The organism is Pseudobdellovibrio exovorus JSS (assembly GCF_000348725.1).
Classification (GTDB): Bacteria; Bdellovibrionota; Bdellovibrionia; order Bdellovibrionales; family Bdellovibrionaceae; genus Pseudobdellovibrio; species Pseudobdellovibrio exovorus.
Genome location: NC_020813.1, coordinates 1,614,313 through 1,639,969, shown reverse-complemented (window position 1 = coordinate 1,639,969; position 25,657 = coordinate 1,614,313). Strand labels below are relative to the sequence as shown.

Here is a 25,657-nt window from a genome sequence, read left to right as displayed (position 1 = left end):
TAGTTTCTCATTCGGTTTAATATTTGCTCTCAGCTTCTGTATGAGAATAAAAATTATTAAACCCTGTTCCTGTAGCCAGCCCCCTGTAAAAACCGGTTCTTTTTTCCGCAAGTCGGATAGCAAATATATACAACGTTGGAAATGCCCCATCTGTAAGAAGACTTTCTCAGCAGCAACAGGTAATTTGTGTTTTGCTCAAAAGAAAAGAAGGCTTAACCCTCTTATTCAAAAATATTTACTGGGCAAAGTCTCGCAGAGGCGAATTTCTATTTTTCTAAAAATTAATCGCAAGACTGTTGCCAGAAAAGTAATCTTTCTGGGGCTTAAGCATCATCTGTCGCGTATAAACTACTTAGAAAAATATCGAAGGCAAAAGACTTTAAAACTTCAATTTGACGATATGATCACGTTTGAACACACCAAATGTAAACCTGTAGCGATTAGTCTTCTGGTAGAAGAGGGCTCGCGAAAGATATTGGATTTTGAGGTATCTTCCATTGCTGCCAACGGAAGACTTGCTGAAATCTCTCGCAAAAAGTACGGGAAACGAGAAGATCATCGTCGCCGTGGATGGGAGAAACTTTTTAGAAGAACTCAAAGCATTATAGATGAAAAAGCACACTTTAAATCAGATGAATATCCGCTTTATGCCGATGTACTCAGAAAGTATTTTCCTAACTCAACACATGAGCAGTTTAAAGGTAGGAAGGGATGTGTTGTCGGGCAAGGAGAGTTGAAAGCTGGAGGATGGGATCCACTATTTTCTTTGAATCACAGTGCCGCGATGATTCGGGATGGGCTTGGACGGTTAGTGCGTAAGACATGGTGTACAACTAAGAGATTAGATCGATTGCGGGATCAGTTAGAGATCTATATTGATTATCACAATCGGGTATTAACGCCACCATAGTGATATTTCTAGGTAGGCTATCAACAAGATAAGGGACCAGTTTAAAATTGCTCTAATTTTGATTTAAGCTGACCTATAAGGCCCTTAATCTTAACCATCTGCTCTTCGTCGGGGCTCAATTTCGGTGAATTGCTTTCTAGAACATCCCAATTATGAATAGCATTTTCGAGTTCCTGTTGAATAAACGACCAGCGTCCCATCTGGTTTGACTTGTGCGTAGGCTGGGGTGCAGTGGAATTGCTATCCAGAGAGCCGTTTAAGGCGGTGTTTAAATCAAGTTGGTCAGACGAGTTGCTCATTAACGCCCGTGATGCTACTGTGGGTTTTTTAAGTATTCAACCATAAATTGAGGTTTATATGTCACAAGATATTATCTACACCATGAAAGGTGTTTCTAAAGTTTACCCTCCGAATCGCTACGTGTTGAAGGATATTTATTTGTCATATTTCTACGGAGCTAAAATCGGCGTTCTAGGTCTGAATGGTTCTGGTAAATCTTCATTGCTTAGAATTATGGCGGGTGTGGATCAAGAGTTTTTAGGTGAAGCTTTTCCTGCGAAGAAAATGAAAGTGGGCTACCTTGAACAAGAGCCACAATTAGATGAAACGCTGACAGTTCGTGAAAATATTTTTTCTCAGATGGGCGAATTGCCAAAGCTGATGAAAGATTACAATGCGATCAATGATAAATTCTCTGATCCTGATTTAGATCCAGATGAAATGAATAAGCTGATCGAAAAACAAGGTGAGCTGCAAGAAAAAATCGAAGCCATGGGCGGTTGGGAAGTTGATCAGAAGATTGAACTTGTGATCGATGCTTTACGTTGTCCAGACGGAGACGAACAAGTGACTCACTTATCAGGTGGGGAAAAGCGCCGTGTGGCCTTAGCTCGCTTGATTATGAGCAATCCTGACATCCTATTGCTGGATGAGCCGACGAATCACTTGGATGCGGAATCAGTTGCATGGCTAGAGCAATACTTAGCCAAATTCCCAGGGACAGTTATCGCCGTAACGCATGATCGTTACTTTTTAGATAACGTAGCTGGTTGGATTCTAGAGTTAGACCGCGGTGAAGGTATTCCTTGGAAAGGGAACTACAGTTCGTGGTTAGAGCAAAAAGATAAACGTTTGAATCAAGAGTCGAAAGAGCAGTCTCGTAAAGCGAAAACACTAGAGCGCGAGTTAGAGTGGATTCGTCAAGGGGCTAAAGGTCGCCAATCAAAATCTAAGGCGCGTATTTCAGCTTACGAAAATCTATTAAAAGAACCTTCTGCAGAAAAAATGCAAGAGCTTTCTATCTACATTCCGCCGGGACCTCGTTTGGGTGATATCGTAGTGGAAGCACAAGGTGTTACAAAAGGTTTCGGTAAGAAATTGTTATTAGATGGTGTGGACTTCACGATTCCACGTGGAGCCATTGTCGGCGTTATCGGACCGAATGGTGTGGGTAAGTCGACATTATTCAAAATGATCACGGGTAAAGAACAGCCAGATGGTGGTACTTTCAAAGTGGGTGATACAGTTAAGATTGCCTACGTTGATCAAACTCGTGAAACATTGGATCCGAACAAATCTATCTTTGAAGAGTTGTCGGGTGGCCAAGACGTGATTCAGTTGGGTGGTCGCGAGATCAATGCCCGTCAGTACGTGAGCTGGTTCAACTTCTCGGGTTCAGACCAACAGAAAAAAGTGGGAGCTTTGTCAGGTGGTGAGCGCAACCGTGTGAACTTAGCTAAAATCTTAAAGCAAGGCGCGAACTTATTGCTACTAGATGAGCCGACGAATGACCTTGATGTGAACACCATGCGTGCGCTAGAAGAGGCACTACTTGAGTTCGGTGGTTCTGCTGTTGTGATTTCCCATGATCGTTGGTTCCTAGATCGTATTTGTACTCATATCATGGCATTTGAAGGTGACTCTAAAGTTTACTTCTATCCAGGAAACTTCAGTGAGTATGAAGAAGATCGTAAAAAACGTATGGGCGAAGATGCGGCTCCAAAGCGTGTGCGTTTCCGCATGATCGAGCAATAATTTTTATTTCCTTCAGAATCAGGTATCCGGCGCTTAGCGCCGGAGTATCCAAAGTTAGCTAAGACGCTAAATCCCGCCGACGTTCAGTAAGTAGCTGTCGCCTTCAAGTGGTTTTTCCATATCCTTCAAAATAGTCATCCATTCGACATCGGTATCCTCAGGCATAAACAGATAATCTAAAAAGACAAATAAGACAGCGGTTCCGGTTTCAAAATAGCTAGAGAGTCCGTACGAAACCACATCGATCTTGGCTTTTGTTTTTTCAGCGGCAAAGTGCTCAAGGTAGTAAGAGTAACTAGAGCAGGAATCAAAAAAGAAGATTTGTTTCTTCGCAGGATTAAAAGTGAACTTTCCTGCCTTTTCTTCTAATGATGGGATATCAAGGTTGGCACCTAGGCCTGAATGTCCACCATAGATAATCACATCCGCTGTTTCGACAGCCTCTTTGAAAAACTTCGCAAACGTCTTCGAGCGGGCTTCGATACCCGTGTCGACTAAAAGGTGCTGCACTTCGACCTCAAGGGATTTCTTGGTGCCATTGGGCTTTGTGATCTCGATAGTCTTACGATATAAATTGATAGGTTTATTGGTGGCACTACGGCGGCTTCTTACGCTGAAGCCACGCTCTTCAAAACTGCGTCTGATGTCGTCGAAATTTTCATAGCCAAGATCACTTTTATCGCTGCCATCTTCATAGTAACCACTGATGATGAAGATAGAAAATAAGTCTCCGTTGCCATTGTTTCCACGCAGTTGTGGTAAGCGAGGAGTCGTGTCGAGTTTTTTGTAGTTGATTTCACTTAGACGAACTTCAACAGGGTTGGCTTTAGGAGCGCGACTGAGATAATCACAGCCACGGCGATAAGGATCATAGAAATACCAGTAGTCTGAGATGCTATCATAGTGTTTGTCCGTACAGCGTTTGTCATAGATTTCATAGGGATTAGCCGGCAGAGGCAGGGTCAAACTGCCCTGAGCTAGCAAACGGCGGGCTGCGGATTTGTGTAAAATCATTTTTCCCGTATTCGAATAGGTAATTGTGGTCATTCGTCCGTCTGTAGATTCTGACAAAATTCGAATGCGCATCTGACTGCGAGGGGCTCCAATGCCACCAATAACGGAATTGCTGCCAATTAGATTTGTAATCATGGTCTTTGAGGCAAAAATCCCAAAGATGTGTGAGGCATGGAAAGAGGCAAGCTCTTCGGCGTCTTGTAAATCGTTATCGGTGGGGACTTGAAAACTGGTGCGATAGCTGTATTTAACTTCGGTCGTGCTAGGCCCTAAGGTTTGGGCTAGTGCCAGTGAAGCCATAAGTGTGACTGTTAAAGTCATAAGCATTCGTGTAAAAAAGAAAAAACGTCCCATCTGAATCCCCATTTAAATTAGTGTCAGTACAAGGGATGGGGAAAAGCAATTCTGAGGCCGCAAATAAAAAAGCGAAAAAAAGTTAAAGAGTCAAAACATAGCTAAGTGGAACTCAGCTGAGTAAAAGGCTTAGTTCAGGTGTTTGAGTTGTCGGCTATTGCGTCCGGCATTTTGGGTTGTTGGGTTACCTGTTGAGCTGCTTATTGAGCTACTGGCAGAGCTTGCGTTGGGGAGGGCTCGTGAGGAGGTGTTACTTAAACCCTGTAGCTTTTTTAAAAATGGTGGAAGGTCACGGCGTTTGCTGCCGTAGCAATAATCCTGTTCGATGATCTCGGCGGCGATAGAAGACTCGACACCATTTTCTATTAAAAACAAATAGGCTTTTTCAGCGAGGTTCATCAAAGAGATGCTATGGGTTTCACTGTATGTTTTAGACAGATACTCACTGAGCTGATCGAACTTCCAGAAGTAAGAGGCGCCGAGTTGTTCATTGGTGCGCAGCCATTCCGAGAAGTGTTTGAATTCGCCACTGTTGACGTAGAGGTCCCAATACTTTGCAAAGCGATTCATCTTTTGCAATGTCATAAAGTCCATAGTGTCTGTTGAAAGAATCTGAAAAGGTGGAGCTTCTGAGTAAAGCATTTTAAAACTTTTTTCGTGACGGGCTATAGGCGTGCCTTTAAGTCGTTTTAAAATACCCACTTGAATTTCATCCGGCCCAAATGAGGCTAAGCGGTCAAATCCTTCCGCAAAGCTCTGCAGCGTTTCCCCCGGAAGACCAACGATCAAGTCGGCATGGGTATGAACGTGAGTATGCTCTTTGATGTAGGTGAAGTTTTCGGCCACTTTCACCATGTCGTTTTTGCGTGAAATATTCTGAGCCACTAGAGGATTCAATGTTTGAATACCAATTTCAAATTGTAGACTTCCCGCGGGGAACTGACAGATCAGCTCGCGAATTTCCTTAGGTAAGCGGTCCGGCACTAATTCGAAATGTAGGAAAAGACCCAGCTCAATATGCTCTAAAAAGAATTGAAGGATGCGTGTCGATGTTGTTGGGGAAAGATTGAACGTGCGGTCGACAAACTTAAATGTGCGGGCGCCACGATCTAAGAGCTTTTTCATCTCGGCAAGGAATAGGTCTAAATCGAAACTGCGCACGGACTTGTCTAAAGACGAAAGGCAGTATTCGCACTTATAAGGACAGCCCCGCGAGGCTTCCACATAGATAACGCGGTTTCGGATATCGTCATCCGTATAGAGGTCATAGGGTAATTTGATTTGTTTGATATCTGGAAGCTTCGCTTCGATGATTTTTTGTTCAGGTCGTTGTTCGTGAATTAAAATATCACGGCAAAGATCACGGAAAAGGAAGTCCGCTTCATTTTTAATGATGAAATCTGCCCATTGTGTGTGCGGCTGTGTTTCGGTCTCGTAAGAAATTTCTGGGCCACCTAAGACAATAACGACTTCAGGGGCTACTTTTTTCAGGATCATAATGCATTCCAGAGTCTCGAGGGTATTCCATATATAGACGCTGAAGCCAACAATGCGTGGGCGATGTTGCAGAAGTTTTTCGACAAAGTTACGAGGGGTTTCCTTGATTGTGGACTCTAGGATACAGGCTTGGCTTTGAAGCTCGTCTAAATTGGCATAGAGATACCTCAGCCCAAAAGAAGAGTGCTGGTAGGTAGAGTTCAAAGTGCACAGAAGAATATCGTGGGTTGCGTTCACGTCTATTTTGTAACTAAGGAGGATAGAATTTGATAGCTTTTTTTAACAAGGTGAAAACTTTCGCTATTACCACCGCGATCAGGATGGGTTGATAAAACCGAACGGCGATAAGCTGACTTTAATTCGTGCAAATCAAAATTGTCATTCAAAGACGGGGCATAGGCTTTAAGCGCGCTGTAAGCTTGAAGCTGTTCTGGTGTTAGGTTATGGGCTTGGCGGTCGCTACGATTGTATTCTGGCGTGAACTCTGGCGATTTGGGAGCCTGTGGGCGAAGCGAAGGGCGGGGGTAGGCTTTTTGCGCTCGTCCCATTGTTGTGTAATGAGCAGAAGGGCGTTGTATGGAAATCTGTCCCAATAACTGAGCTAAGCCATAGGGATCATGGTGGCTTTCCCATCCCGAGGTAAAATCAACAGACGTGTCGTTTTGATCCTGAGTCATCGAACTAAGAATGTCGGCGAACGACGTGGAAGTTGACATACTTTCTTATCGGAAAGCTTTCAAAAAAGTAGAGTCCTGAGTGGCGGAAACCCTTTATCTATAGGGATTATAAGGGAGTTTTCAGGGGAGGTTAGGTGTTGAGAGTCGGCGCGAAGAGGGGGTTTCCCTCTGAAAAAACAGTAAAACTCGTATTTTTCAGAGGGGAGAGTCCTTTAAAAATACAAAAAAGAGAAGTTTTTGATTTTTTCTATTGGACAAACTGAAAAAACTCATCTTAGACTGATTTCATTCAAATTTAAGATTTTAGTCTTAAGACTAAAGGATTATAAACAATAAAAAGCCACACACCCTACGGAGGAACACAATGGCAAAAGCAAAGAAAGCAGCTAAAAAAGCGGCTCCAAAAAAAGCAGCTAAAAAAGCAGCTCCAAAAAAAGTAGCTAAAAAAGCGGCTCCAAAAAAAGCAGCTAAAAAAGCAGCTCCAAAAAAAGCAGCTTCTAAAAGAAAACCAAATGCAGCATTCATGAAGGCTTTGACTCCTTCTACAACTTTAGCTGCTATCGTTGGCGCTTCAGCACTTCCTCGTACTGAAGTTGTTAAAAAATTGTGGGCTTACATCAAAAAGAACGGTTTACAAGATTCTAAAAACCGCAGAAACATCAACGCTGATGATAAATTAAAACCAATCTTCGGTAAAAACACAGTTTCTATGTTCGAAATGACTAAATTGGTTTCTAAACACTTAAAATAGTTTTGAACTGATTTAATCCAGAATATAACTGGTACAAACCCCTGATTGCCACTGGCGCTCAGGGGTTTTTTCGTTTATGATGCCCTCATGCAAAAACCGTTGTCTGCTGAAGAAATCGTAAAAATGAAGGCCGTTTGTAAATTGGCCGCAAAAGTGCTCAGCCACACCGGAAAGTTCGTCAAACCCGGAATTACAACTCTTGAACTAGATAAGATTGCTGATGACCATACCCTTTCTTTAGGGGCTGTATCGGCTTGTATTGGCTACCACGGCTATCCGATGTCGACTTGTATATCTCCGAACGAAATTATCTGCCACGGCCTTCCTAACGACTATGTGTTGAAAGAGGGCGACATTGTGAATATCGATGTCACTGTTAAAAAAGACGGCTTCTTCGGTGATACCTCTAAAACCTTTATGGTGGGTCAGGTGTCCGATGCGGCGGCCGATCTTGTTGAGGTGGCCCATCAGGCGATGATGATCGGTATTGAAACGATTACACCGAACGGGTGGACGGGCGATATTGGCTTTGAAACTAATAAATTCGTAACTCGTAAAGGATACACCACCATCAAAGAAATTGGCGGTCATGGTATTGGACGTGTGTTTCACACAGACCCTTTTGTACCCGCATTTGGAAAAAAAGGTAAAGGTGAAAAACTCAGACCGTGGACTTGTTTTACGGTTGAGCCCATGGTGAATCAGGGCACCGATGATTTTGAAGAGTTTGATATTCATGGTTCTTCAATCAAGTACTACAAAACAGTAGATCGTAAGCTGTCGGCGCAATTTGAACACACGATATTGCTGACAGATACGGGATATGAAATTTTAACTTTAGATTAATTGAAATTTAAAAAGTGATTTAAACAAAGGAACTAACATGCGTACAAACCTTCAGGGAACAGGAAGCAAAATGAAAAAAAACATCGCCGTTTTAAATAAGGCAAAGGCTGCTAAAAGTGCTGGAAAAAGTACGGCTAAAGCCGCAGCTAAAACAACAACTTTAGATTATGCTGTTTGTAAAGAGGCGATGAACGATCCGCAACGTTTTGCTGAGCTGGCTCGTTGGGGCCGTGAAGAGATTAAAATTGCAGAAAAAGAAATGCCAGGCTTGATGGCTCTTCGTAAAGAGTACGGCAAATCTCAGCCGCTTAAAGGCGCGCGTATCGCAGGTTGCTTGCACATGACGATTCAAACAGCGGTATTGATCGAGACCTTAACTCATTTAGGAGCTGAAGTTCGTTGGTCATCATGCAATATCTTTTCAACGCAAGATCATGCGGCTGTAGCTATGGCGGCTGCTGGTATTCCGGTATTTGCATGGAAAGGTTTAACTGAGCAGGAATTCAACTGGTGTATCGAGCAAACGATCACAGGTTGGGGTGCGCAGGGTTACAACTTGATTTTAGATGACGGCGGCGACTTGACGAACATGATGCACGAACCGCGCTTTGCAAAAGAATTAAAAAACATCATTGGTCTTTCTGAAGAGACAACAACAGGTGTTCATAACCTTGAAGTGATGTTAAGAAACAAAAAATTAAAAATCCCTGCAATCAACGTAAATGATTCAGTAACAAAATCTAAATTCGACAACCTTTACGGTTGCCGTGAGTCTTTAGCTGACGGTATTAAGCGTGCAACAGACGTTATGGTGGCTGGTAAAACAGTGGTTGTTGCTGGTTACGGCGATGTAGGCAAGGGTTCGGCTCACTCAATGCGTGGCCTTGGCGCTCGCGTATTGATCACAGAAGTTGATCCTATCTGTGCGTTACAAGCGGCTATGGAAGGTTATGAAGTGACAACTATGGAAGATGCGGCTCCACGTGCAGATATCTTCGTCACGACAACTGGATGCTGCGATATCATCACAGAAAAGCATTTCATGAAAATGAAAGATAATGCGATTGTTTGTAACATCGGTCACTTCGATATCGAAATCGACATGGCATGGTTGAATAAAAATTCAAAAGTCCGTGAAGTTAAACCGCAAGTGGACATTCATACATTGAAAAATGGACGTCAGATCATCGTGTTGGCTAAGGGTCGTTTAGTGAATCTTGGTTGTGCGACAGGGCATCCATCATTTGTGATGAGTAACTCATTCACGAATCAAGTGATGGCACAAATTGAACTTTACACGAATCGCAAAGCTTACAAAGAAGTGGCGATCACACGTTTGCCGAAACACTTAGACGAAAAAGTGGCATTCTTGCACTTGGCTCAGTTGGGTGTGAAGTTGACAAAACTTTCTGGTAAACAGGCGAAGTACTTGAGCATTAGCTCAGAAGGCCCATTTAAGCCTGAACACTACCGCTACTAGTTTTTGATTCTCAGATCACATTTAAAGCCACTTGTCAGATGACTCAGTCCTCTGGCCAGTGGCTTTTGCCTTATATGGGTATCGTTATAGGGTGTCTTAGTGGATCAAATTGAGAAAAACTCAAATCTGACACGAGGTCCGTCGATAAGTAAGATATGAAAAAGATGATGTATGCTTCCATATTACTAGGCGGGTTACTTTTCAGTGGGTCTCTGTCGGCGACAGTTCTTACAGACACTTCGCTTTTAACAGAAGAGAATTGCCGTAAGATTAAAAATGCGCAATCAACTCAAGATGCCGACACAAACGAGCAGCTTCGACTGATCAAAGAAGAGTGCCTTAAGAAGCACCCTCAGTTGAAGTAGTCAGAAGTCGGTTATTTGAAACGACTTCTATATTGAAACTCCATGTCGGTTCAAGCTTACTTGTTGTTGGGCTTATTGATGTGATCTAGATAAAACTTCAACTCACCGATACTTTCGCGAATATCGTCTAAAGCGCGGTGGGAATTTCTTTTTTTGTATTCAATTTCAAATTTATTCGTCAGGACAACTTTGAAAGAGCTGACATCCACCATGCGGTAGTGCAGGCGGGCAGATAGATCTTTAAAGTATTTATCAATAAACAGACGATCTTGCATGATAGAATTACCAGCTAAAATCGGACGCTTCTTAAGATCTGATTTTGAGTATGGGAAGTGTTTATCAATGAGGTCGATTAATTTAGCTTCGACCATGTCCGGTTGCATGCCATTAGGCACTTTGGCCGCAAGGCCTGATTTTCCGTGGTGCTCTTTGTTCCATGCATCCATGTTGTCGAGGTAGCTTTGTGGCTGCTTCACAACGGTTTCAAAACAAGCGAGCTCGCGGAAGTTCATATCGGTGATAATACACGCCACTTCGATGACGACCTCTTTGTTCACATCAAGGCCGGTCATTTCCATATCGAGCCAGAAAAGATTTTCTACTTTTTCGTATGCCATGAAAAATTACTTCACTGTCTCGGCTGTGATTTTGTAATCTTCGCCTGCAGCTTTCAGTTGTTTTTTTACAGTGTCTAAATCCACTTTGCTATCTGCTTTAGAGACAATGTGAATAGCACCGATTTGTTTTTTTGTATCGACTAATTTCACTTCGCAAGATTCAGCAAAAGCTTTAACACTTGGATCATCACACACTTTTTTAGTGATCAGTTTACTGCAGCCAGCGCAGTGGACACCTTCAACAGTGAACTCAGCGGTTTCAGCTAGTGCAGAAACAGAAAACAATAGGGCTGCTGCCATAAGAATAGATTTCATAAAAACCTCGTTTTTGATGGTTATAAGAGTGATGGGACCTAGGCTACCAAGCTTGAAGGCTTGGGTCAGCTCATTTCTTGCATCAAATATAGGCATTTAAAAATTAGTAGTTGAATTTTAGAGGGCTTAGCTTTAGTTTTATTCTTCACAAACGTCAGACACGACTACGGAGTGGTAGTTAAGTTGGTTATAACGTCCGCCTGTCACGCGGAAGGCCGCGGGTTCGAGTCCCGTTCACTCCGCCATTTTTCTAAATCAGTAACATTAGGTTCTCTTCACTTCACGTTAGATAGATAGGTTCTCTTCACTTCACGTTAGATAGGTTCTCTTCACTTCGGGTTCGATAGTACCAAATTCACTAATTCACGCTTTTCTTCTGCATTCATGGGTTTAAACAGCGTAGAAGCTTGTTTGGCGAGTCCATAATTTTTAAGCCTTGATCTAAGATGAAGAAAATGGAGTTTTTTAATCTTGCTGGCATTCAAAGTGTTCCTTAGATGGTGCGAGATGCAAACGGAAGAAATTGGCACCATTTCGGTGTAGGTTGTACTAAGACTAGGATCGATACAACAAAAGCATTTACATTGTATTTAATCCGGAAAATTAAAAATAATACGAATAATGATGAGACAGCTTCTTTTGTATGGGATATCCAATTGAGTTATTTCGTACAAAATGATTCTAATTAGAATATCTTGAAAGTGAGAAGGTTTAAATATTAGTGAGCTTTCACGAACATTTTTGAGATATTTTTTACATAGCTTTTCTCTATGTATTAGATTGCGAGACTGAGGTCTGGAGTCGAAATTAGTATTTGTTTATTTTGTTTTTATTTTTTAAAATTAGTTTGGTCTATGGGTAGACTTTGTGCTGCGGATCGCAGCATTTGATGAATTGTCATCAAGTGTCTTATTTACTCTACGAGTGTCTAACCGTATAGTCTCTTTCGCTTGGCTTTAGTGTATGTTGGTAAAGAGTACCCATAGACCAATATTTTTTATGATGGTTAATTATTTAAAAGAATTACAGCAAGCAAAATCCCTTCAAGATCTTGCAAAGTTACTTGGAACAAACGAGAGCAACCTAAATATTCTTTTATACAAAATATCTAGGAAAAGTTTATATAGAACCTTCGAAATACCAAAAAAAGGTGGCGGTTTTAGGATTATATCAAGTCCAGATGAATCACTAAAGGTAGTACAGAAAAGGCTTGCCTCTATTTTGTCATCAATTTTAGAGCCAAATTATCAGCTAAAACATAAAAAGAAGTTACAAAATCCAAAAAAAGAAAGAGCAACTCGAGCATATTCTAATAAAAGTGTTTCTCATGCATTCAAGCAAAATTTATCAATCGCAACAAATGCAGAACAACATCTTAAAAAAAAATATGTACTTAATTTAGATTTAGAAGATTTTTTTGGATCTATTAACTTTGGAAGAGTTCGCGGATTTTTCATTAAAGATAAACAATTTAAATTAGATCCCGTTGTAGCAACCCATATAGCGAATATTATTTGCCATATGGACAAGCTTCCACAGGGAAGCCCTTGTTCACCTGTAATGTCTAATCTTATAGGGCGTCTTCTTGATAGGCACTTACTGAGGTTAGCTAATAGAAGAGGTTGCTTTTATACTCGTTATGCAGATGATTTGACCTTTTCATTTAATGGTCCTAAATTCCCAACAGAGATTGCAATTTTGGAGCAAGATCAATGGGTGATAGGAGATGCTTTAACAGAAGTTATTGAGAAAAGTGGATTTAAAATTAAAAAGTCTAAGGTCAGAATGCATTATCGAACATCTCGTCAAATGGTTACGGGTCTTGTTGTTAACTGTCATGTGAATGTACCAGCAGAATACTATAGAGATACGCGCTCTATGTGTTTAAATATTTTTACGACTGGAAGCTGCTACTTAAAAACCAATCGCAATAAAAATTTAAGTATGCAACAACTTGAGGGACGACTTAACTATATTTACCAAATAAAGAAATTTAAAAATATTTATGCAGATCAGGGAGGATATAGACACAGTAGACACAATGGGAAATATAAGAGTGATTCCAACCTGGACAGGTCGACACAGTATGCTGATAACAGCCATCAAGTGTCTCTAGATGGTATTAAGAATATCTATGGTCGCTTCTTGTTCTATAAAAATTTCTTTGCGCCTCAAATGCCGCTTATTTATTGTGAGGGGAAGACAGACCCTGTTTACCTGAAATGCGCTCTTTTGGCACTAGAAACTAAGTATTCGGGCATGGTTAGCAGTGGAAAATTGAATGTAAGATTTTTTGCAGGAAATAATCTTGATGGGGAAATGATGAAGTTAGTCGATGGTACGGGGGGTATGAAGTATCTAATTTCTTCATACAATCGTATGAAAAAGGAGTGTAAGTTTAATGGCGTTCCGCTTCATCCCGTTATTATAGTCGTAGATAATGACAGTGCTGGGTTAGAAGTTAAGAAGGCAGCCAAGAAAAAAAGAAGTATGACAAATGGAGTATTTCATATTTTTCATAATTTGTACATTTTAGAAATTCCAAAAAATCCTACCGATGCGGTTGAGACGGTTATTGAAGACTATTTTACTGATAAAACTTTAAATATGAAATTTAAAGGGAAAACATTTAAATCAGGTGACTTGGATGAAAAAGATGCGGTCAATCATTTCGGCAAAGCAGTTTTGTCAATGTTAGTGAAAAAGCGTTGTAAAAAAATTGATTTCTCTAAATTTTCAGAAATATTTGATAAGGTCGATGAAATTATAAAAGATTACCAAACGATATTATCTACAAAGACATCGCAAGAGTAAAAATTATTAAAGTATAGAGTTGTCAGGCAGGTTAATCTTAAATAACTCTTGTATACTAACATCTGAATTTTTTTCTATCTTAATATCAGGGCTTTTACTTTAACTTGATTTAAGAGATAAAGCAAAATAACAATTAGTTTAAACATTTGTGGCGGCTAAAGGGGGGAGTAGTTATGCGTCTTTTTTTTGAAAAATACTTGAATAACTGGTTTTTTAAATTATTAGGTGTAGTTGTTGTTGGATTAATTACAAATGCTATTTGGGATTATTATGGGCGTGCATTTGTTACAGTCGCAGGAGATGCGATTTTGTGGATTATCAGTGTGTTTAATTCAACTGTTATTGACGAAATCTATAAAAATGCCGCGAAAGGGTTTCGTGAAGAGATACTTCTTAGTTTTTATAATTTAGTTATAGGTGTGTTGTTGGCAGTTATTTTTGTAATGCAAATAAAGATTTTTAAAGTATTTCACAAAAATAGCAAAGCAAACTTTAATGGCAGTATAGAATCGCGAAAAGCTTCGGCTGAACGATCGATACTTATAATGTACATTATGTCTGCGTTTTTAATTTTTCAATTTACACAAAAAATTAGGACAAATAATTTGATTGCCAAGTATCGACAAGCGCTAACAGCATGTATTCCATACATGGAAGAGGTAGAAGTGAAACAATTAGAGTCTAGATTTGCACAGCTCCAAAGTAAAAAGGAATATGAATTGATATATCAATATTTGGAAAGTGTAGCACATAAGAATAATTTGCACATTCCTGCTCTGTGAAGGACTGGCTACGAATACATGTTTGGACCAATTTAAACTGCTTTTTAGCAAGGATTAAGGATGATAGTTTTAATTGATATTGATAGGTATATTTCACTTTTAGAAAATTCAATAGAGGATTTAAGAGAAGAAAAAAATATGGCTAGAGTGAGTGAGTTATTGCAGGCAAATTGGCTTGAGCAGAATATAGATATGCTTATTGCGGAAGAGATTGAGAGTACAGATTGCGATAAAAATATTTTCAATGAATCTGTTAAAGAGCAATTTGAACAATATGGTATTGAAAAAGGTGGCGCGGTGCCTAGTGAAACAGTGAGCAACGAAACTGCATTAAGAAAACGTATCATTTATCTTCGTGCGTTAAAAAAAGTACGTCGGTAAAGGATTTTTAAAAGAAAATATTTAGTTGATCATGGATACTAAAAATAGGTACTCAAAAGAAGTTATCGATACTTTAAACTCGCGGTTTTGGGATGGTGAAAGCCTAAGAAGTGTAGATGAGTTGAAACAAAATATTAAAAAAATAATTAGCGCTAACATAAGCTGCGATCATGCTGAGTTTAAATTTATGCTTGATCAGTATTGGACATAGTTTTTCATGCTACACGAGCTCTTAGAAAGAGCTTTGCGGCCTTTCTAGTTGAGTTTACTGAAAAAGAATACACTCTATATAAAATTTATGAGAATTGCTTATTAGATTCACATGCGGCATTGCAAAGTTTATGTTCAGGATTCGCGATAGACCCTCTGCACTGATTATTCGAGGAATATTAGAGAACATTTCTATAGCTATAGATGGTGACTCTTCGGACGAAATATTCAAGAAATACGTAGACGGTAAGTATAAGAAAGATCGTTTCGCTGTGTATTGACCATATCTGTAAAGTGTGTTGCGCGCCCGGCTTAGTTCATATGCGAGTTTAATTAAACAGAAAGAGTAGCCATGTTGGTAATGGTTACTCTTGTAGAAGTCTCAATTAGTCCTGATGACTTGAACCACAGAAGTATTCGAAACATTTTCTCCACAGGTAACATACACTTCATATTCACCATCCAGCAAGTCGTTCGGTAAGTAATTTTGAAGATCAAAATAAAAGTAAAGTGTCGACATCTGGCCTTTGTAAAGAGTTAAATCAACAGGCTTGTTGCGGCTTGGTGCCTCAATTTCGTGTTCACGTTCGGGAACCACTTCAAGTGTCTGAAAAGCCTCTTTCACTTGGGTTTTTCTAAAGTGAATAAATGTTTTTTGTTCAAGAACTGAAACCGTATCTAAATTATAATAACCACAAATCGGCAAAATAAGTTTTTCGTTACCTGAAAGATTGATTTGCTCTGGAGTACGAATAAGAAAGGCTTTAGAGTCCTCGTGAGTAACCAAAGGCGAACAGTCACTTTTTGACAAACTTCCGAATGGAAGATTTTTAAATAGGACGGGTGTGTATTCCATGGGACTTTCTTTCTTTTTACAAGAGATCAATGATATAGAAAAAAGACTTAGCAGAAGCGCTTGGTATAATTTCATTTGTTGAATTTTAAACAGATCGTCTGAATTAATCAACGTGTAGACCTGAAGTCGCGGCAATTGCGACTTGAAATCGTCTGTTTTTCATTGTCACCAAGTTAAAAATCGAACTAACCTTAATATATGAAAAACAACTTCTGGAACGAAAATGTCGAGCAGTGGGTTCAGGTTATTGATTCTATGGGTATCGATAGCCGTAAGATCACAAATCCTGCCATTATCCAAGCCATCAGCGACAATAAATTAAAGTCAGTTCTTGATGTGGGGTGTGGTGAAGGTTGGTTAGCAAGGTCTTTACCTGAAGACATCCAATACACGGGGATTGACGGTTCAGAAGGGCTTATTAAAAAAGCTCAGGAACGTTCAGGGCATTTATTCGAAGCAGTTTCATACGATGATTTAAAAAGTAAGAACTGGCGTCCGAATGCTTTAGTCGAAGGCGTTGTATTTAACTTTTCGCTTTTAGATGAAGATATAAGTTCCACCTTAAAAAGTGTCAGTGAATTTCTTTTGCCTGAAGGGAAAATTATTATTCAGACGATCCATCCGTGCTTTAAGTTGCCAACGTATCAAGACGGTTGGTTTATTGAAGATTTTAAAACAATGTCTGTGGATTTTAAAGATGTCATGCCGTGGTATGGTAGAACGTTAAGTTCATGGATCAGTGAATTTGAAAAATCTGATTTGAGGCTTTGCCAGTTGATCGAACCCAGAGGGGAAGGGCTTCCGACTTCTATTATTTTTATTCTGAAAAGTGTAAAATGACTATCAACCTATCAGATCCTAAATCATTCTCTGACAACGGTATTCTGGCATTGCGAGGATTTCTGTCGAACAAGTCTGTAAAGGCTGCACGTGATTCTATTCTATCTGAACTAAAGAGATTGAATCTAATTGCAGGCGGGAAAGTACTTTCATCGAAACTTCAAAGCCTTCCGCTGTTTCAGCAGACAAATCGACTGAGTCAGATGGTGGGCCCCAGAAAAGAAGTAGACGAATTGTTTTCTAAAGAGCTACTGACCACTATGGAAGAATTGGCCGGGTCAAAACTAAAACCTTCACAGCCAAGCGCGCAAATTCTGTTGTCGTTTTCTCATAAAACAGATTGGTCTGTAGAAAATCTGAATTGGCATCTGGATCTGGCTGTTCCGAAGAGGGATCAGATTCCCGGCCTGCAGGCATTTGTTTTGATAGACGATGTGCTGCCTCGGGGCGGGGCCACACTGGCTTTGGCTGGCTCCCATAGATTGCATTACGTATCCTATGAAGATAACGCCCACGGTATTCTTAAGAAAAGATCTGATTTTGCCTTAATGCCCGAGAAGTATTTAAAACCGCAGGTTGTAGAAGGGATTCCGATCCAGATTGTCGAGATGTCCGGCCGTGCAGGGGATGTTTTTGTAATGGATTTAAGAGTGCTGCACTCTCCATCGGTGAACACAACAAGTAACATCCGCATGATGGCGACGAATCGGTATTTCAAGTAAATCCAGCATTACTTCTGAGTCAAAACCAAGCATCTCCCGACTTACGTCCCAGCTAAAAAGCTCTAAATAAAAAACCATTTCACAAACAAAAAGCAATGTTTAGTATGGGGATATTCAAGTGCAATAACAAAGGAGAATGTCTTGAAAGCTTTAATCAAATTAACTTTAGCAGCGAGTGTTTTATCAGTAGCAGTTGGTTGCGCCAGTGCAAAATACAAAGGTTACTCGGATGGTAATACGTTTGCGCGAACTGCTGCCCAACAAAAAGGGAAAACACCAAAACAAGTTGTAGAAAGCATGGGCCAACCTATGGGAGCTTACTACACAAACAGTTCTAAAAATGAATACCTATTGTACTATCCGGTAGGCGCTAATGAAGTGGGAATGACAGAAGTGATGTTTAACAAGGACATTCAATGTCACTGGTTGATGTTCGAAGGAAGTAAAAAGTTTGTTTTCGACGGTGAATACCACTCGAAAGCAAACCAAGCTGAAAACTGCTATGGCGATACAATCAAAGCTCGCGGTTTAATTTTAAGTGCTGATCTGATTCAATAGTTTGAATAGAATATTCTGATTGAAAGAGGCTAACTAATTTAGCCTCTTTTTTTTTGAGAACTAAAAACTAGTTCCCTTTTCGTCCACCCCAAGACGGACCAACATTGGAATTATTCAGATTCCGTGGCTTGCTCGGCTTGAATTTACCAAAAGTCTCAGAATTTCCACCGGCTTTTTGGGCTTCCATTTTGCGATTGGTGAGTTCAACCAGAAGATTGGGTTTGTTAGCTTTCTTTTTCATGGGCGTAGGATTAACACATTAATTTAGCTACGCCAGCTAAATAGTGATTAGTAGGCAGATTATTCTTTCGGTAGGGCCTGCTTCAAAAACCCCGCCACACAGACCTCTAAATAATCTAAAACCTTTTCAAACTCCTCGGGGCCTTCGTAGTAAGGATCGGGGATATGGGTGATTTCTTTTTTAGGGTCATAATGACTGATCAGTTCAACTTTATGGGCCAGCTCTTTCGGAGCTATTTTGGATACATTGGTGAAATTGGATTGGTCCATTACTAAGATATGGTCAAATTTTTTAAAGTCTGCTTGCGTGATTTGCCTTGCAAGGTGGGTCATTTGATAACCACGCTTTTCAGCATGATGGATAGAACGAGGGTCCGAGCGCTCTCCGGTATGATAGCCAGCGGTTCCTGCAGAGTCCACCTCGATATCTAATCCTAGTTCCTGCGCCTGATGGCGCAAGATAGCCTCGGCAGATGGCGAACGACAGATGTTACCTAAACAGACCATTAAAACTTTTTTATGCATAAACTTTACTTTGGCTTTACCTACAGACAGCTGAATTCGACATAGTTGTACATCGTGCTACCGCGATTAGAACCACCGACAAATATAGCACCAGCGCCCACACCGAAACCGGTACTAATGCCTGTGGATGAACGACCTTCTTCGAGTGCTTGATATTCCCGTGTGATTTTGAAGTCTCCACCACAGAACTCTGTAGCTTTTTTATTAAGATCGGCGCGATATTTGGCTTCTCGTTCGGCATCATCGGTAGGGTAGTAGCGAACAACACCTTGACGAGTCGGAGCGGTATCTTTGCGAACAAACTCTACTGTGCTACATGCACTCAAAAACACAGTGAGCAGAGCGAAAAAAATCAGATTTATTTTTGCAGACATAAATTACCTCATAAGTCCTTTGAGTCTTTAATTCTTTAGTCTTTATGTAAAGAAGCAATATGTATTCCAGAGGCAAGAATAGCACAGGAATGATTCTAATGAAAGAAAGTGGAACTTTGGGACACTCTTTTGAGATATAGAAATAAATTTAAATTATCTTTTCTGACAAGCACAACCCGCAGGTTTGTGACAGCGCTTCGAGCGAGCAATACAGCTATTCCCGCAGGCTTTGCCCTTGTCACATACTTTACAACAGTACTGTGCGGTCGCTCGGGTAGAGCTATTGGAGTTCTGTGTAAAGGCGTAAGAGGTCTGCGCCGTGAAACTAAAAAACAGAGAGAAACTCAGAATTAATAATACGTTCATTGGTGTTTTCTAGCCTTTGTTTTTATTAAAAGAAACAGATCTCGTATAAGTGAAATGTTGTCAACACTATTTATTGTTTATATATTCAGGACTTACTTAAAAGGGGATAAAATGAAAAAAGAACTATTTGAAGGTGAAGAAATTATTAGAACTTGGAAAGATTGTGTTTTGACTAACAAAAGAGTCTGGAGACATATCGAGGTCGGAGGTTTATCAGAGTATCGTGGTTTTCCTCTGCACCAATTTCAAGGGGCCACTGTTGGTAAGGTTTCATACACATGGATGTTAATCGCTGGATTTGCGGCGATAGTGCTCGCAATATTCTCTTTAATGATGGGTGGTAAGGATAGCGCTGCTGTGATGGCATTCTTATTAATTCTAGGTGGAGTGTTTTTATATACATGGCACCGTACAAAACGAGCGCAAGTATTTTTTGGATCAAGTAAAGTCGAAATCAATGTAAATTTACATGCAAATGAACGTGATTTTCAAGCGGCTGTAGGATTTGTTGCTGATATTGAAATGGCGGCGACGACGACAGCGAAACTCACGGCTGTCGCTGTCTAGACCTACAGAGTCTAGTGAATGAGGATTTATGGGACTAGCAGTATTTTAATGAAACTGTTAGTCTGTAAGAGATGAAAAATTTGTTGAGCCAATTACAATTATCATTTTTTACGATCTTCCTCATAGTACCATTTTTTTCTTTCGCCCAATCCTTCGAAGCAGGACTTTGGAAAACAAAAGAGAGTGTGAGTGTTAATAAGCTCCCTCTGCCATCTTCGGATGCGGAGGAGTGTTTCAGTGCTGTGCAGGCAAAAGATGCGAAGGCGTCTATTGAAAAAGAGCTGAAGAAACACGGCTGCTCTTTAACTAAATGGAATGTTAAAAATCAAAAACTAGATGCAGGGATTAACTGCGAAAATCAAAACTTCACAGCCAGTGGAAAATTGCAGGGGAGCTTTACCCGTAAAAGCTATGACCTTGCAGGTGAAGCCAGTGGAACTTTGAAACAAGTTCTTCCGGCCATTGCGGAATTTAAACTGTCAGGCCAGTGGATTAAAAACTGTCCGAAATAGTTTCAACAGATTTGAAAGAAAAAAGTTCGCCAGCAGCAGGCGTTCTTACGAGCGTTTCTGTTTAAAACCTAAAATATCAACGTAAGTGATCCCTTTAGCAACAGCGGAAGACGGACGTGCTTTTTGCCCTTTGATTTGGATTTTACCCTCGTTGAATAGCTCTTTGTAAGCCGAACGGGAAATTTCGCGAAGATCTAGGTTTTCATTTTGTTGTTTGATCGCCAGTAACAAAACATTATCGAGGCGTTTTTCAGCGCGAAAAAGCTCAAGTGTAATACGGAATGAATTGGCTGGTTGTGGTGGGATGTTGTCTTTCATTTTATTCTCCGTACGTTCTTTTTAGTAATTGTCGCCAATCAGATGCGATAACTGCTGTAGATTCTGCTTCAGGCCCTCATGAGTTTCAATCAGTTTGATATAATCAAAGCCCAGTGCTTGCGTCACTGTAGTGTGAATCCCATTGAGGTGCAAATACATTTCGGTTGTGGTGTAACGAAAGCGCGGGTTCAAAGCGAATGCATTTTCACTGAGGACTTTTAAGGCCTTATGGTCGGACTTGTCCGGTTCTAAATGGCTCAAAGAGTAGAACCTTTTAAAGTCATTTTCGCCGATTTGCTCGTTTAAGAAATTACTATGCAAATAGCAAAGTAGCATAAAATGAAAAAGTGGTCTCGCGCCATGCTTCTGAATCGCTTTTTTCAAATGAGTCCGGTCTTCAAAAACAGTGAAGTAAGAGTTCATTTCTAAGAAAGTGCGGTGAATTACCTCGTGAGCTTCAGCAATGGCGAAAAATTCACAGGTATTAGCAAAAGATTCCTCAATCAGCATTTGTGTAATTTGGATTTTGGCCTCATCGATTGAGGACGAAATAGGGCGAGTAGCTAAAGACCTTGCTATCGCGTGACAGGACTCGTGAAAAACATAGTTGGGCCTAAGATTATCAACCACATGATCCCAATCCAATTGGGAAGAGGTACGAGCATTTAATTCTTCTAAAGGGGTGACATTATCGACGTAGGGGATAGACTTTTTTACTAGAATTTCTTCGAGCTGTCCCATAGGGAAAGCCTGATAGGCTGAGCTGACATTGGTACTATAGGTGAATCCGAGTTCCAAAGTCTTAAGCCGAATCTGGCGAAAGACGGGATTGTGTTGAAGGAGGTATCCATCCCCTAAGCTATTGGAAAGGCAGCTGACTTCTTTGGTATATTCAGAATGTTGAGCCAGTAAACTGCTGATTTTCATGTTGTGATGTATTTGGGATGTGAGGTTTTACTCCTCACCATCATCCAAACCTTCCGAATCATCGCTGTCGTCATTTGTAGGTTCACGGCTTGTGTCAGAGCTTTCCTCAGAGGTGTCATCGCATAAAGAGGGATCGGAAATGATTCCAAGACGGCAAAAGCGAATGCGCTGTTCTTCGTTTTGTGGTGTCGTGGCTCTGCGGATATTTTCACGTTTAGTATCAGCGAGTCCTTGAAAGTAGTTCTGTGTTTCTGGTTTTAACTTATACCCAGAAACTCTAGAGTCAAAAATAGCCTGTTTAAACGAGTCATGGAAATCGCTGAAGTAGCCTCTGATAACACGTGAAGAAGCAAGTCCTAAGCTATCGCCTCCAGAACCGATTTTGGCTCCTAATCTTGCCGGAATAGATTCTTTATAAATAGTTTTATTTCCAACTTTAACTTTACAGTAGTAGCAGAATTTCTTATTACCAGCTTGGTCACGGCGCTGCTCACAGCGAGCAATACGACATGAGTATTCTGTGTCAACGGGTTCTCCGTCAGTGGTGAGGACATCATTTTCATGCTCGCACTGACAGCTTTTTTTACCACAGGCACTGTCGCGAGCTTCGACTTCAATTGTAGAAAATGTAAAAGATAAAGAAGCCAAGATAATGAAAAACAAAATCTTCATAAAAGATTCCCCCAAAAGATAATTAAGAAAGACAATTAAGTTTTCGGAGGAATTGAAAACCATCTTGAGTTTGTCGTTTATTGTACTGAATTAGGACAGACTCAGAGATTGAGGTCTAGTTATTTTCTCAAATACATGGAGACTGCTTTGGCTATACAGACATAGATAAGAAGGTGATTCGCTTAGTTATTGTGAGTCAGGCAGTGTAGAATGACAGAATGGAATTTTCATATCGAAGACTCCTATAAGAAAGAAGGTCTTCAATGAAAAAATCCTTTCACTGTAAAAACATGAATCACAGTCGAATACTGGTTTCTATTCAGTTTTGCCCTATGTGCGGAGAAAAATTTAATGCTCACACAGACTCAAAAGACTGTGAGGACAGCCATGCTGCACGCAGGAAGAATCGGGATCACTTCTGTTCAGATTGCGGCGTCGACTTAACTAAAAAACCTCAAACATATTCGGCCTATTAACTCCGCGAGAGGGTGAGTGAAATGACTTTACACGGAGTCATTTCATTGAGCATTTTTTCCACTTTATGGAGTCGCTGAGGCTTTAACTGGAGCCTTATTCGATTTTTGTTGGGCTTCGATCTCGGAAGCTAACGCGCGGATTTTATTGCGTTGTTCCTCTGGGATGCTGTTAAAGAAGCTTTGGGGATCACTTTGAAACTTCTGCATGATCTCAGCCATTTTATTAGGATCGCCTGCCGCTTGCTGAGCGAGCCATGGCAGTAAGGCCGCTGCAAGGCTGTACATCTCTTGTTTTTTCGAGTTGTCCCCAAGGGCTGTGATTTCAACCTGTCGGTCGGCGGAACGGGCTTCCGGTGTATTTAAAGCTTCTTGGCGTTTCTGAGGGTCTACTAAAGACTGCTGAGCCTCGGCCACAATAGCCTGTTGATTAAGAGGTTCTTGAGCCAAGACATGAAACGGAGATAAACCCAAAACAAACACCGCTAGAAAATTGTATGTTTTCATACAAAGTCTATCGGAATAAAAATCGAAAGACTGAAACTTTGTATCAGAATGAATCGCGCTAGCGAATCTGTCCGGTGCCATCAATCAGCCAGCGTTCACTGGTCAAAGCGGCTAAGCCTACAGGGCCACGCACATGAAGTTTCTGTGTGCTAATTCCAAGCTCTCCACCTAAACCAAATTCAAAGCCATCGGTGAAGCGAGTTGAGGCATTCCAATAGACAGCTGCCGCGTCGACCTCTTGTTGAAATTTTCGAGCTGTGACTTCATTTGAGGTGACAATAGATTCTGAGTGGCGACTGCCAAACTCTTGAATATGATCAATCGCCTGTTCCAGTGAGTTGACGACTTTACAGTTGATAGCAAAATCTAAATACTCTGTTTTCCATGAGCTCTCGGTAGCGACATTGACCATTGGGAATTTTTTTAGAATTTTAAATGCGCGGGGGGCTGCATACCAACGAACATGAAAGGGGCTCATCGCTTCATACACTTTTGGCAAAAGTGTGGCGGCTATTTTTTCGTGAATTAAAAGAGTCTCCATAGAGTTGCAAACTCCAGGCCTTTGGGTTTTTGCATTAACTAAAATCTGTGTGGCCATTTCAGGACGGGCATCTTCGTGAATGTAGATATGGCACATACCGCGATCATTTTTGATGATAGGAATAAGTGAGTTCTCAGTGACAAATTCAATCAGTTTGTCGCCTCCGCGGGGAACAACCACATCAATCAATTCTTTTTGTTTTAAAAGTTGGTTCACGATTTTACGGTCGGGATCGGTTATACCCAGAAGTGTATCTTCAGAAAGATCTGCCTGTTTCAATGCCGCTTTTAAGATGCGGTAAAGGGCCGCGGTGGTGTGTTGGCTTTCTTTCCCTCCACGCAAGATCATGGCATTGCCAGCTTTAAAGCCAATGGAAAAAGCTTCGATAGCTACATTCGGGCGTGATTCGAAAATCATAAAAACCACACCTAACGGAGAACGCACTTTCCGCAGAAGAAGGCCATTTGGTAATTGTCGTTTTTCTGTCTCGACATTTAAGGGATCAGGTAATTCAGCCACTTGTAAAAGACTGACCGCCATGTGGCCTAGGCGGGTGATGTCTAATGTCAGGCGATCACGAAATGCAGCAGGTGTACTGGAAGGAAGATTTTTAAGATCTTGAGCGTTGGCTTTCAAGATACTTTTTTGTTCTGCAATTAGTAACTCAGCTGCAATTTTTAAAACCTGATTACGCTGTTCCGTTGTACTGAGTCTTAATTGCCTAGAGGCTTTATTTACTTTTTTTAGCTTTGATATGAGTTCCAACCGAGACTCCTTTGGCTAATTGTAAAAGAACGGAAGGCAAATCGCCCTTGACCAGAAAACTCTCGATACCTTTTTGCGTGGCTAGACGTGAAGCCAATAGCTTCGAGTACATTCCACCTGTGCCATGTTGACTCTTTCCCTTAAGGCCGGGTTGAGTCAGATCCTTCGTCGCCACTCGTTCCAGCGATGGGACCAATCTTGCCTGAGGATTTTTAGTTGGATCTGAATCGAATAGCCCGTCCACATCCGTTAGAATAACTAAGCGATCAGCATTCATGTGAATCGCCACACGTGCGGATAACGAGTCATTATCACCAAATTGGATTTCTTCCGTGGCAACAGTATCATTTTCGTTAAGAACAGGAATAATGTCCCACTTTAAAAGAGTTTGTAGAGTGTTTTTTAAATTTTGACGACGTCCACGATGATTCAAATCATCAGAGGTTAAAAGCACCTGTGCTCCACGCAAAGACTCAGCTTGTAAAGCCATGTTGTAAAGGTCCATCACCAGCGGTTGTCCGATGGCGGAAAGAGCTTGTTTTTCATTGAGCTTCAGATTTTTTTTAGGAATTTTATTTGTAGCGATACGACTTTTCGCAGAGGCGATAGCTCCCGACGAAACCCATATAACTTCGATATTGTAATCCCGTCGTAATTGGGCCACTTGTTGAGCCCATGATTTAATAAGAAGAGGTCCACCATTACAGACCATATTGCTACCTGCTTTAACAACCCAACGAATACGCTTTGATTTTTTCGCCATGATTAAAATGATCTTACAGAATAGGAAGTGAAGCAAGAAACTCCACGATGCCATAGAGAGTTCGGCATCAGACAGTCTGAGGCT

Annotated in this window: 30 protein-coding genes and 1 tRNA gene; 15 read left to right on the top strand and 16 right to left on the bottom strand. The window is 40.8% G+C overall.

Going from position 1 to position 25,657, the window contains the following annotated elements:
- The first annotated feature begins 40 nt into the window (after window positions 1–40).
- The gene (locus tag A11Q_RS08125) at window positions 41–910 is read left to right on the top strand and encodes a hypothetical protein (RefSeq protein ID WP_015470324.1); all 870 of its coding nucleotides are present in this window, start codon (window positions 41–43) and stop codon (window positions 908–910) included.
- A 41-nt stretch (window positions 911–951) separates the two neighbouring features.
- Here A11Q_RS08125 and A11Q_RS08120 read toward each other — a convergent pair whose 3' ends face one another.
- Window positions 952–1,209, bottom strand: coding sequence for a hypothetical protein (locus A11Q_RS08120; RefSeq protein ID WP_015470323.1), 258 nt, complete (start codon window positions 1,207–1,209; stop codon window positions 952–954).
- 58 nt (window positions 1,210–1,267) lie between these two features.
- Here A11Q_RS08120 and ettA point away from each other — a divergent pair, with 58 nt between their 5' ends.
- Window positions 1,268–2,944 (top strand): energy-dependent translational throttle protein EttA, encoded by a 1,677-nt coding sequence (ettA, locus tag A11Q_RS08115; protein WP_015470322.1) that lies wholly within the window; start codon window positions 1,268–1,270, stop codon window positions 2,942–2,944.
- Window positions 2,945–3,010: 66 nt separating this feature from the next.
- On the opposite strand, the gene A11Q_RS08110 is transcribed toward ettA, so the two are convergent.
- The 3 genes from A11Q_RS08110 to A11Q_RS13555 form a co-directional block, all read right to left on the bottom strand.
- Window positions 3,011–4,312, bottom strand: coding sequence for a hypothetical protein (locus A11Q_RS08110; protein WP_015470321.1), 1,302 nt, complete (start codon window positions 4,310–4,312; stop codon window positions 3,011–3,013).
- 129 nt (window positions 4,313–4,441) lie between these two features.
- Window positions 4,442–6,046, bottom strand: coding sequence for a B12-binding domain-containing radical SAM protein (locus A11Q_RS08105; RefSeq protein ID WP_083860503.1), 1,605 nt, complete (start codon window positions 6,044–6,046; stop codon window positions 4,442–4,444).
- A gap of 2 nt (window positions 6,047–6,048) precedes the next feature.
- Window positions 6,049–6,525: a DnaJ domain-containing protein gene (locus A11Q_RS13555; protein ID WP_051056754.1), complete on the bottom strand. Its 477-nt coding sequence runs from the start codon at window positions 6,523–6,525 to the stop codon at window positions 6,049–6,051.
- 325 nt (window positions 6,526–6,850) lie between these two features.
- Between A11Q_RS13555 and A11Q_RS08095 the strand changes: the two genes are divergently transcribed.
- From A11Q_RS08095 to A11Q_RS08080, 4 genes are all read left to right on the top strand, one after another.
- Window positions 6,851–7,237: an SWIB/MDM2 domain-containing protein gene (locus A11Q_RS08095; RefSeq protein WP_015470318.1), complete on the top strand. Its 387-nt coding sequence runs from the start codon at window positions 6,851–6,853 to the stop codon at window positions 7,235–7,237.
- 87 nt (window positions 7,238–7,324) lie between these two features.
- Window positions 7,325–8,083, top strand: coding sequence for a type I methionyl aminopeptidase (gene map, locus A11Q_RS08090; protein ID WP_015470317.1), 759 nt, complete (start codon window positions 7,325–7,327; stop codon window positions 8,081–8,083).
- Between the two features lie 187 nt (window positions 8,084–8,270).
- Window positions 8,271–9,563, top strand: a complete 1,293-nt coding sequence (gene ahcY / locus A11Q_RS08085) for an adenosylhomocysteinase (protein ID WP_041575919.1) — start codon at window positions 8,271–8,273, stop codon at window positions 9,561–9,563.
- 155 nt (window positions 9,564–9,718) lie between these two features.
- On the top strand, window positions 9,719–9,928 hold the full coding sequence (locus A11Q_RS08080; RefSeq protein WP_015470315.1) for a DUF423 domain-containing protein: 210 nt from the start codon (window positions 9,719–9,721) through the stop codon (window positions 9,926–9,928).
- A gap of 56 nt (window positions 9,929–9,984) precedes the next feature.
- On the opposite strand, the gene orn is transcribed toward A11Q_RS08080, so the two are convergent.
- Together orn and A11Q_RS13550 are read right to left on the bottom strand one after the other, a co-directional pair.
- Complete coding sequence (gene orn / locus A11Q_RS08075) at window positions 9,985–10,545, bottom strand: oligoribonuclease (protein ID WP_015470314.1); 561 nt, start codon at window positions 10,543–10,545, stop codon at window positions 9,985–9,987.
- A gap of 6 nt (window positions 10,546–10,551) precedes the next feature.
- Entirely contained in the window at window positions 10,552–10,860 is a 309-nt protein-coding gene (locus tag A11Q_RS13550; RefSeq protein ID WP_015470313.1) for a hypothetical protein, read from the bottom strand.
- A 168-nt stretch (window positions 10,861–11,028) separates the two neighbouring features.
- Here A11Q_RS13550 and A11Q_RS08065 point away from each other — a divergent pair.
- The 4 genes from A11Q_RS08065 to A11Q_RS08050 all read left to right on the top strand — a co-directional run bounded on the left by A11Q_RS08065 (window position 11,029) and on the right by A11Q_RS08050 (window position 14,837).
- Window positions 11,029–11,105 (top strand) — tRNA-Asp (locus A11Q_RS08065).
- A gap of 754 nt (window positions 11,106–11,859) precedes the next feature.
- Window positions 11,860–13,674, top strand: coding sequence for a retron Ec67 family RNA-directed DNA polymerase/endonuclease (locus A11Q_RS08060; RefSeq protein ID WP_015470312.1), 1,815 nt, complete (start codon window positions 11,860–11,862; stop codon window positions 13,672–13,674).
- 173 nt (window positions 13,675–13,847) lie between these two features.
- On the top strand, window positions 13,848–14,456 hold the full coding sequence (locus A11Q_RS08055; protein WP_015470311.1) for a hypothetical protein: 609 nt from the start codon (window positions 13,848–13,850) through the stop codon (window positions 14,454–14,456).
- A 60-nt stretch (window positions 14,457–14,516) separates the two neighbouring features.
- Window positions 14,517–14,837 carry a hypothetical protein gene (locus A11Q_RS08050; protein WP_015470310.1) on the top strand — a complete coding sequence of 107 codons (321 nt, stop codon included), beginning with the start codon at window positions 14,517–14,519 and terminating at the stop codon, window positions 14,835–14,837.
- Window positions 14,838–15,429: 592 nt separating this feature from the next.
- Here A11Q_RS08050 and A11Q_RS08040 read toward each other — a convergent pair.
- Entirely contained in the window at window positions 15,430–15,903 is a 474-nt protein-coding gene (locus A11Q_RS08040) for a hypothetical protein (RefSeq protein ID WP_015470308.1), read from the bottom strand.
- 198 nt (window positions 15,904–16,101) lie between these two features.
- On the opposite strand from A11Q_RS08040, the gene A11Q_RS08035 reads away from it, so the two are divergent.
- The 3 genes from A11Q_RS08035 to A11Q_RS08025 all read left to right on the top strand — a co-directional run bounded on the left by A11Q_RS08035 (window position 16,102) and on the right by A11Q_RS08025 (window position 18,023).
- Window positions 16,102–16,743, top strand: a complete 642-nt coding sequence (locus tag A11Q_RS08035) for a class I SAM-dependent methyltransferase (RefSeq protein WP_015470307.1) — start codon at window positions 16,102–16,104, stop codon at window positions 16,741–16,743.
- A complete protein-coding gene (locus A11Q_RS08030; RefSeq protein WP_015470306.1) occupies window positions 16,740–17,465 on the top strand; it encodes a phytanoyl-CoA dioxygenase family protein in 726 nt (241 codons plus the stop codon). The genes A11Q_RS08035 and A11Q_RS08030 overlap by 4 nt, the downstream gene beginning before the upstream one ends.
- 141 nt (window positions 17,466–17,606) lie before the next feature.
- Complete coding sequence (locus tag A11Q_RS08025; RefSeq protein ID WP_015470305.1) at window positions 17,607–18,023, top strand: hypothetical protein; 417 nt, start codon at window positions 17,607–17,609, stop codon at window positions 18,021–18,023.
- Between the two features lie 67 nt (window positions 18,024–18,090).
- Here the strand turns inward: A11Q_RS08025 and A11Q_RS13870 are convergent, their stop codons facing one another.
- Genes A11Q_RS13870 through A11Q_RS08015 form a run of 3 tightly spaced genes read right to left on the bottom strand, consistent with a single transcriptional unit; the run spans window position 18,091 to window position 19,162 of the window.
- Window positions 18,091–18,264 carry a hypothetical protein gene (locus A11Q_RS13870; RefSeq protein ID WP_158320363.1) on the bottom strand — a complete coding sequence of 58 codons (174 nt, stop codon included), beginning with the start codon at window positions 18,262–18,264 and terminating at the stop codon, window positions 18,091–18,093.
- Window positions 18,265–18,323: 59 nt separating this feature from the next.
- A complete protein-coding gene (locus A11Q_RS08020) occupies window positions 18,324–18,788 on the bottom strand; it encodes a low molecular weight protein-tyrosine-phosphatase (RefSeq protein WP_015470304.1) in 465 nt (154 codons plus the stop codon).
- Window positions 18,789–18,808: 20 nt separating this feature from the next.
- On the bottom strand, window positions 18,809–19,162 hold the full coding sequence (locus A11Q_RS08015; protein WP_015470303.1) for a hypothetical protein: 354 nt from the start codon (window positions 19,160–19,162) through the stop codon (window positions 18,809–18,811).
- Window positions 19,163–19,639: 477 nt separating this feature from the next.
- On the opposite strand from A11Q_RS08015, the gene A11Q_RS08010 reads away from it, so the two are divergent.
- Both A11Q_RS08010 and A11Q_RS08005 read left to right on the top strand, forming a co-directional pair.
- Window positions 19,640–20,095 carry a hypothetical protein gene (locus A11Q_RS08010; protein ID WP_041575178.1) on the top strand — a complete coding sequence of 152 codons (456 nt, stop codon included), beginning with the start codon at window positions 19,640–19,642 and terminating at the stop codon, window positions 20,093–20,095.
- Window positions 20,096–20,166: 71 nt separating this feature from the next.
- The gene (locus tag A11Q_RS08005; RefSeq protein ID WP_015470301.1) at window positions 20,167–20,607 is read left to right on the top strand and encodes a DUF3617 domain-containing protein; all 441 of its coding nucleotides are present in this window, start codon (window positions 20,167–20,169) and stop codon (window positions 20,605–20,607) included.
- 45 nt (window positions 20,608–20,652) lie between these two features.
- Here A11Q_RS08005 and A11Q_RS08000 read toward each other — a convergent pair whose 3' ends face one another.
- The 6 genes from A11Q_RS08000 to proB form a co-directional block, all read right to left on the bottom strand.
- On the bottom strand, window positions 20,653–20,925 hold the full coding sequence (locus tag A11Q_RS08000; protein ID WP_015470300.1) for a hypothetical protein: 273 nt from the start codon (window positions 20,923–20,925) through the stop codon (window positions 20,653–20,655).
- 21 nt (window positions 20,926–20,946) lie between these two features.
- A complete protein-coding gene (locus tag A11Q_RS07995) occupies window positions 20,947–21,666 on the bottom strand; it encodes a hypothetical protein (RefSeq protein WP_148284973.1) in 720 nt (239 codons plus the stop codon).
- Window positions 21,667–21,879: 213 nt separating this feature from the next.
- Window positions 21,880–22,524, bottom strand: coding sequence for a hypothetical protein (locus A11Q_RS07990; protein ID WP_015470298.1), 645 nt, complete (start codon window positions 22,522–22,524; stop codon window positions 21,880–21,882).
- A 539-nt stretch (window positions 22,525–23,063) separates the two neighbouring features.
- Window positions 23,064–23,504, bottom strand: coding sequence for a hypothetical protein (locus A11Q_RS07985; RefSeq protein ID WP_015470297.1), 441 nt, complete (start codon window positions 23,502–23,504; stop codon window positions 23,064–23,066).
- Between the two features lie 58 nt (window positions 23,505–23,562).
- The gene (locus A11Q_RS07980) at window positions 23,563–24,810 is read right to left on the bottom strand and encodes a glutamate-5-semialdehyde dehydrogenase (RefSeq protein ID WP_015470296.1); all 1,248 of its coding nucleotides are present in this window, start codon (window positions 24,808–24,810) and stop codon (window positions 23,563–23,565) included.
- On the bottom strand, window positions 24,776–25,627 hold the full coding sequence (gene proB / locus A11Q_RS07975; protein ID WP_015470295.1) for a glutamate 5-kinase: 852 nt from the start codon (window positions 25,625–25,627) through the stop codon (window positions 24,776–24,778). Before proB ends, A11Q_RS07980 begins: the two co-directional genes overlap by 35 nt.
- Window positions 25,628–25,657 lie beyond the last annotated feature (30 nt).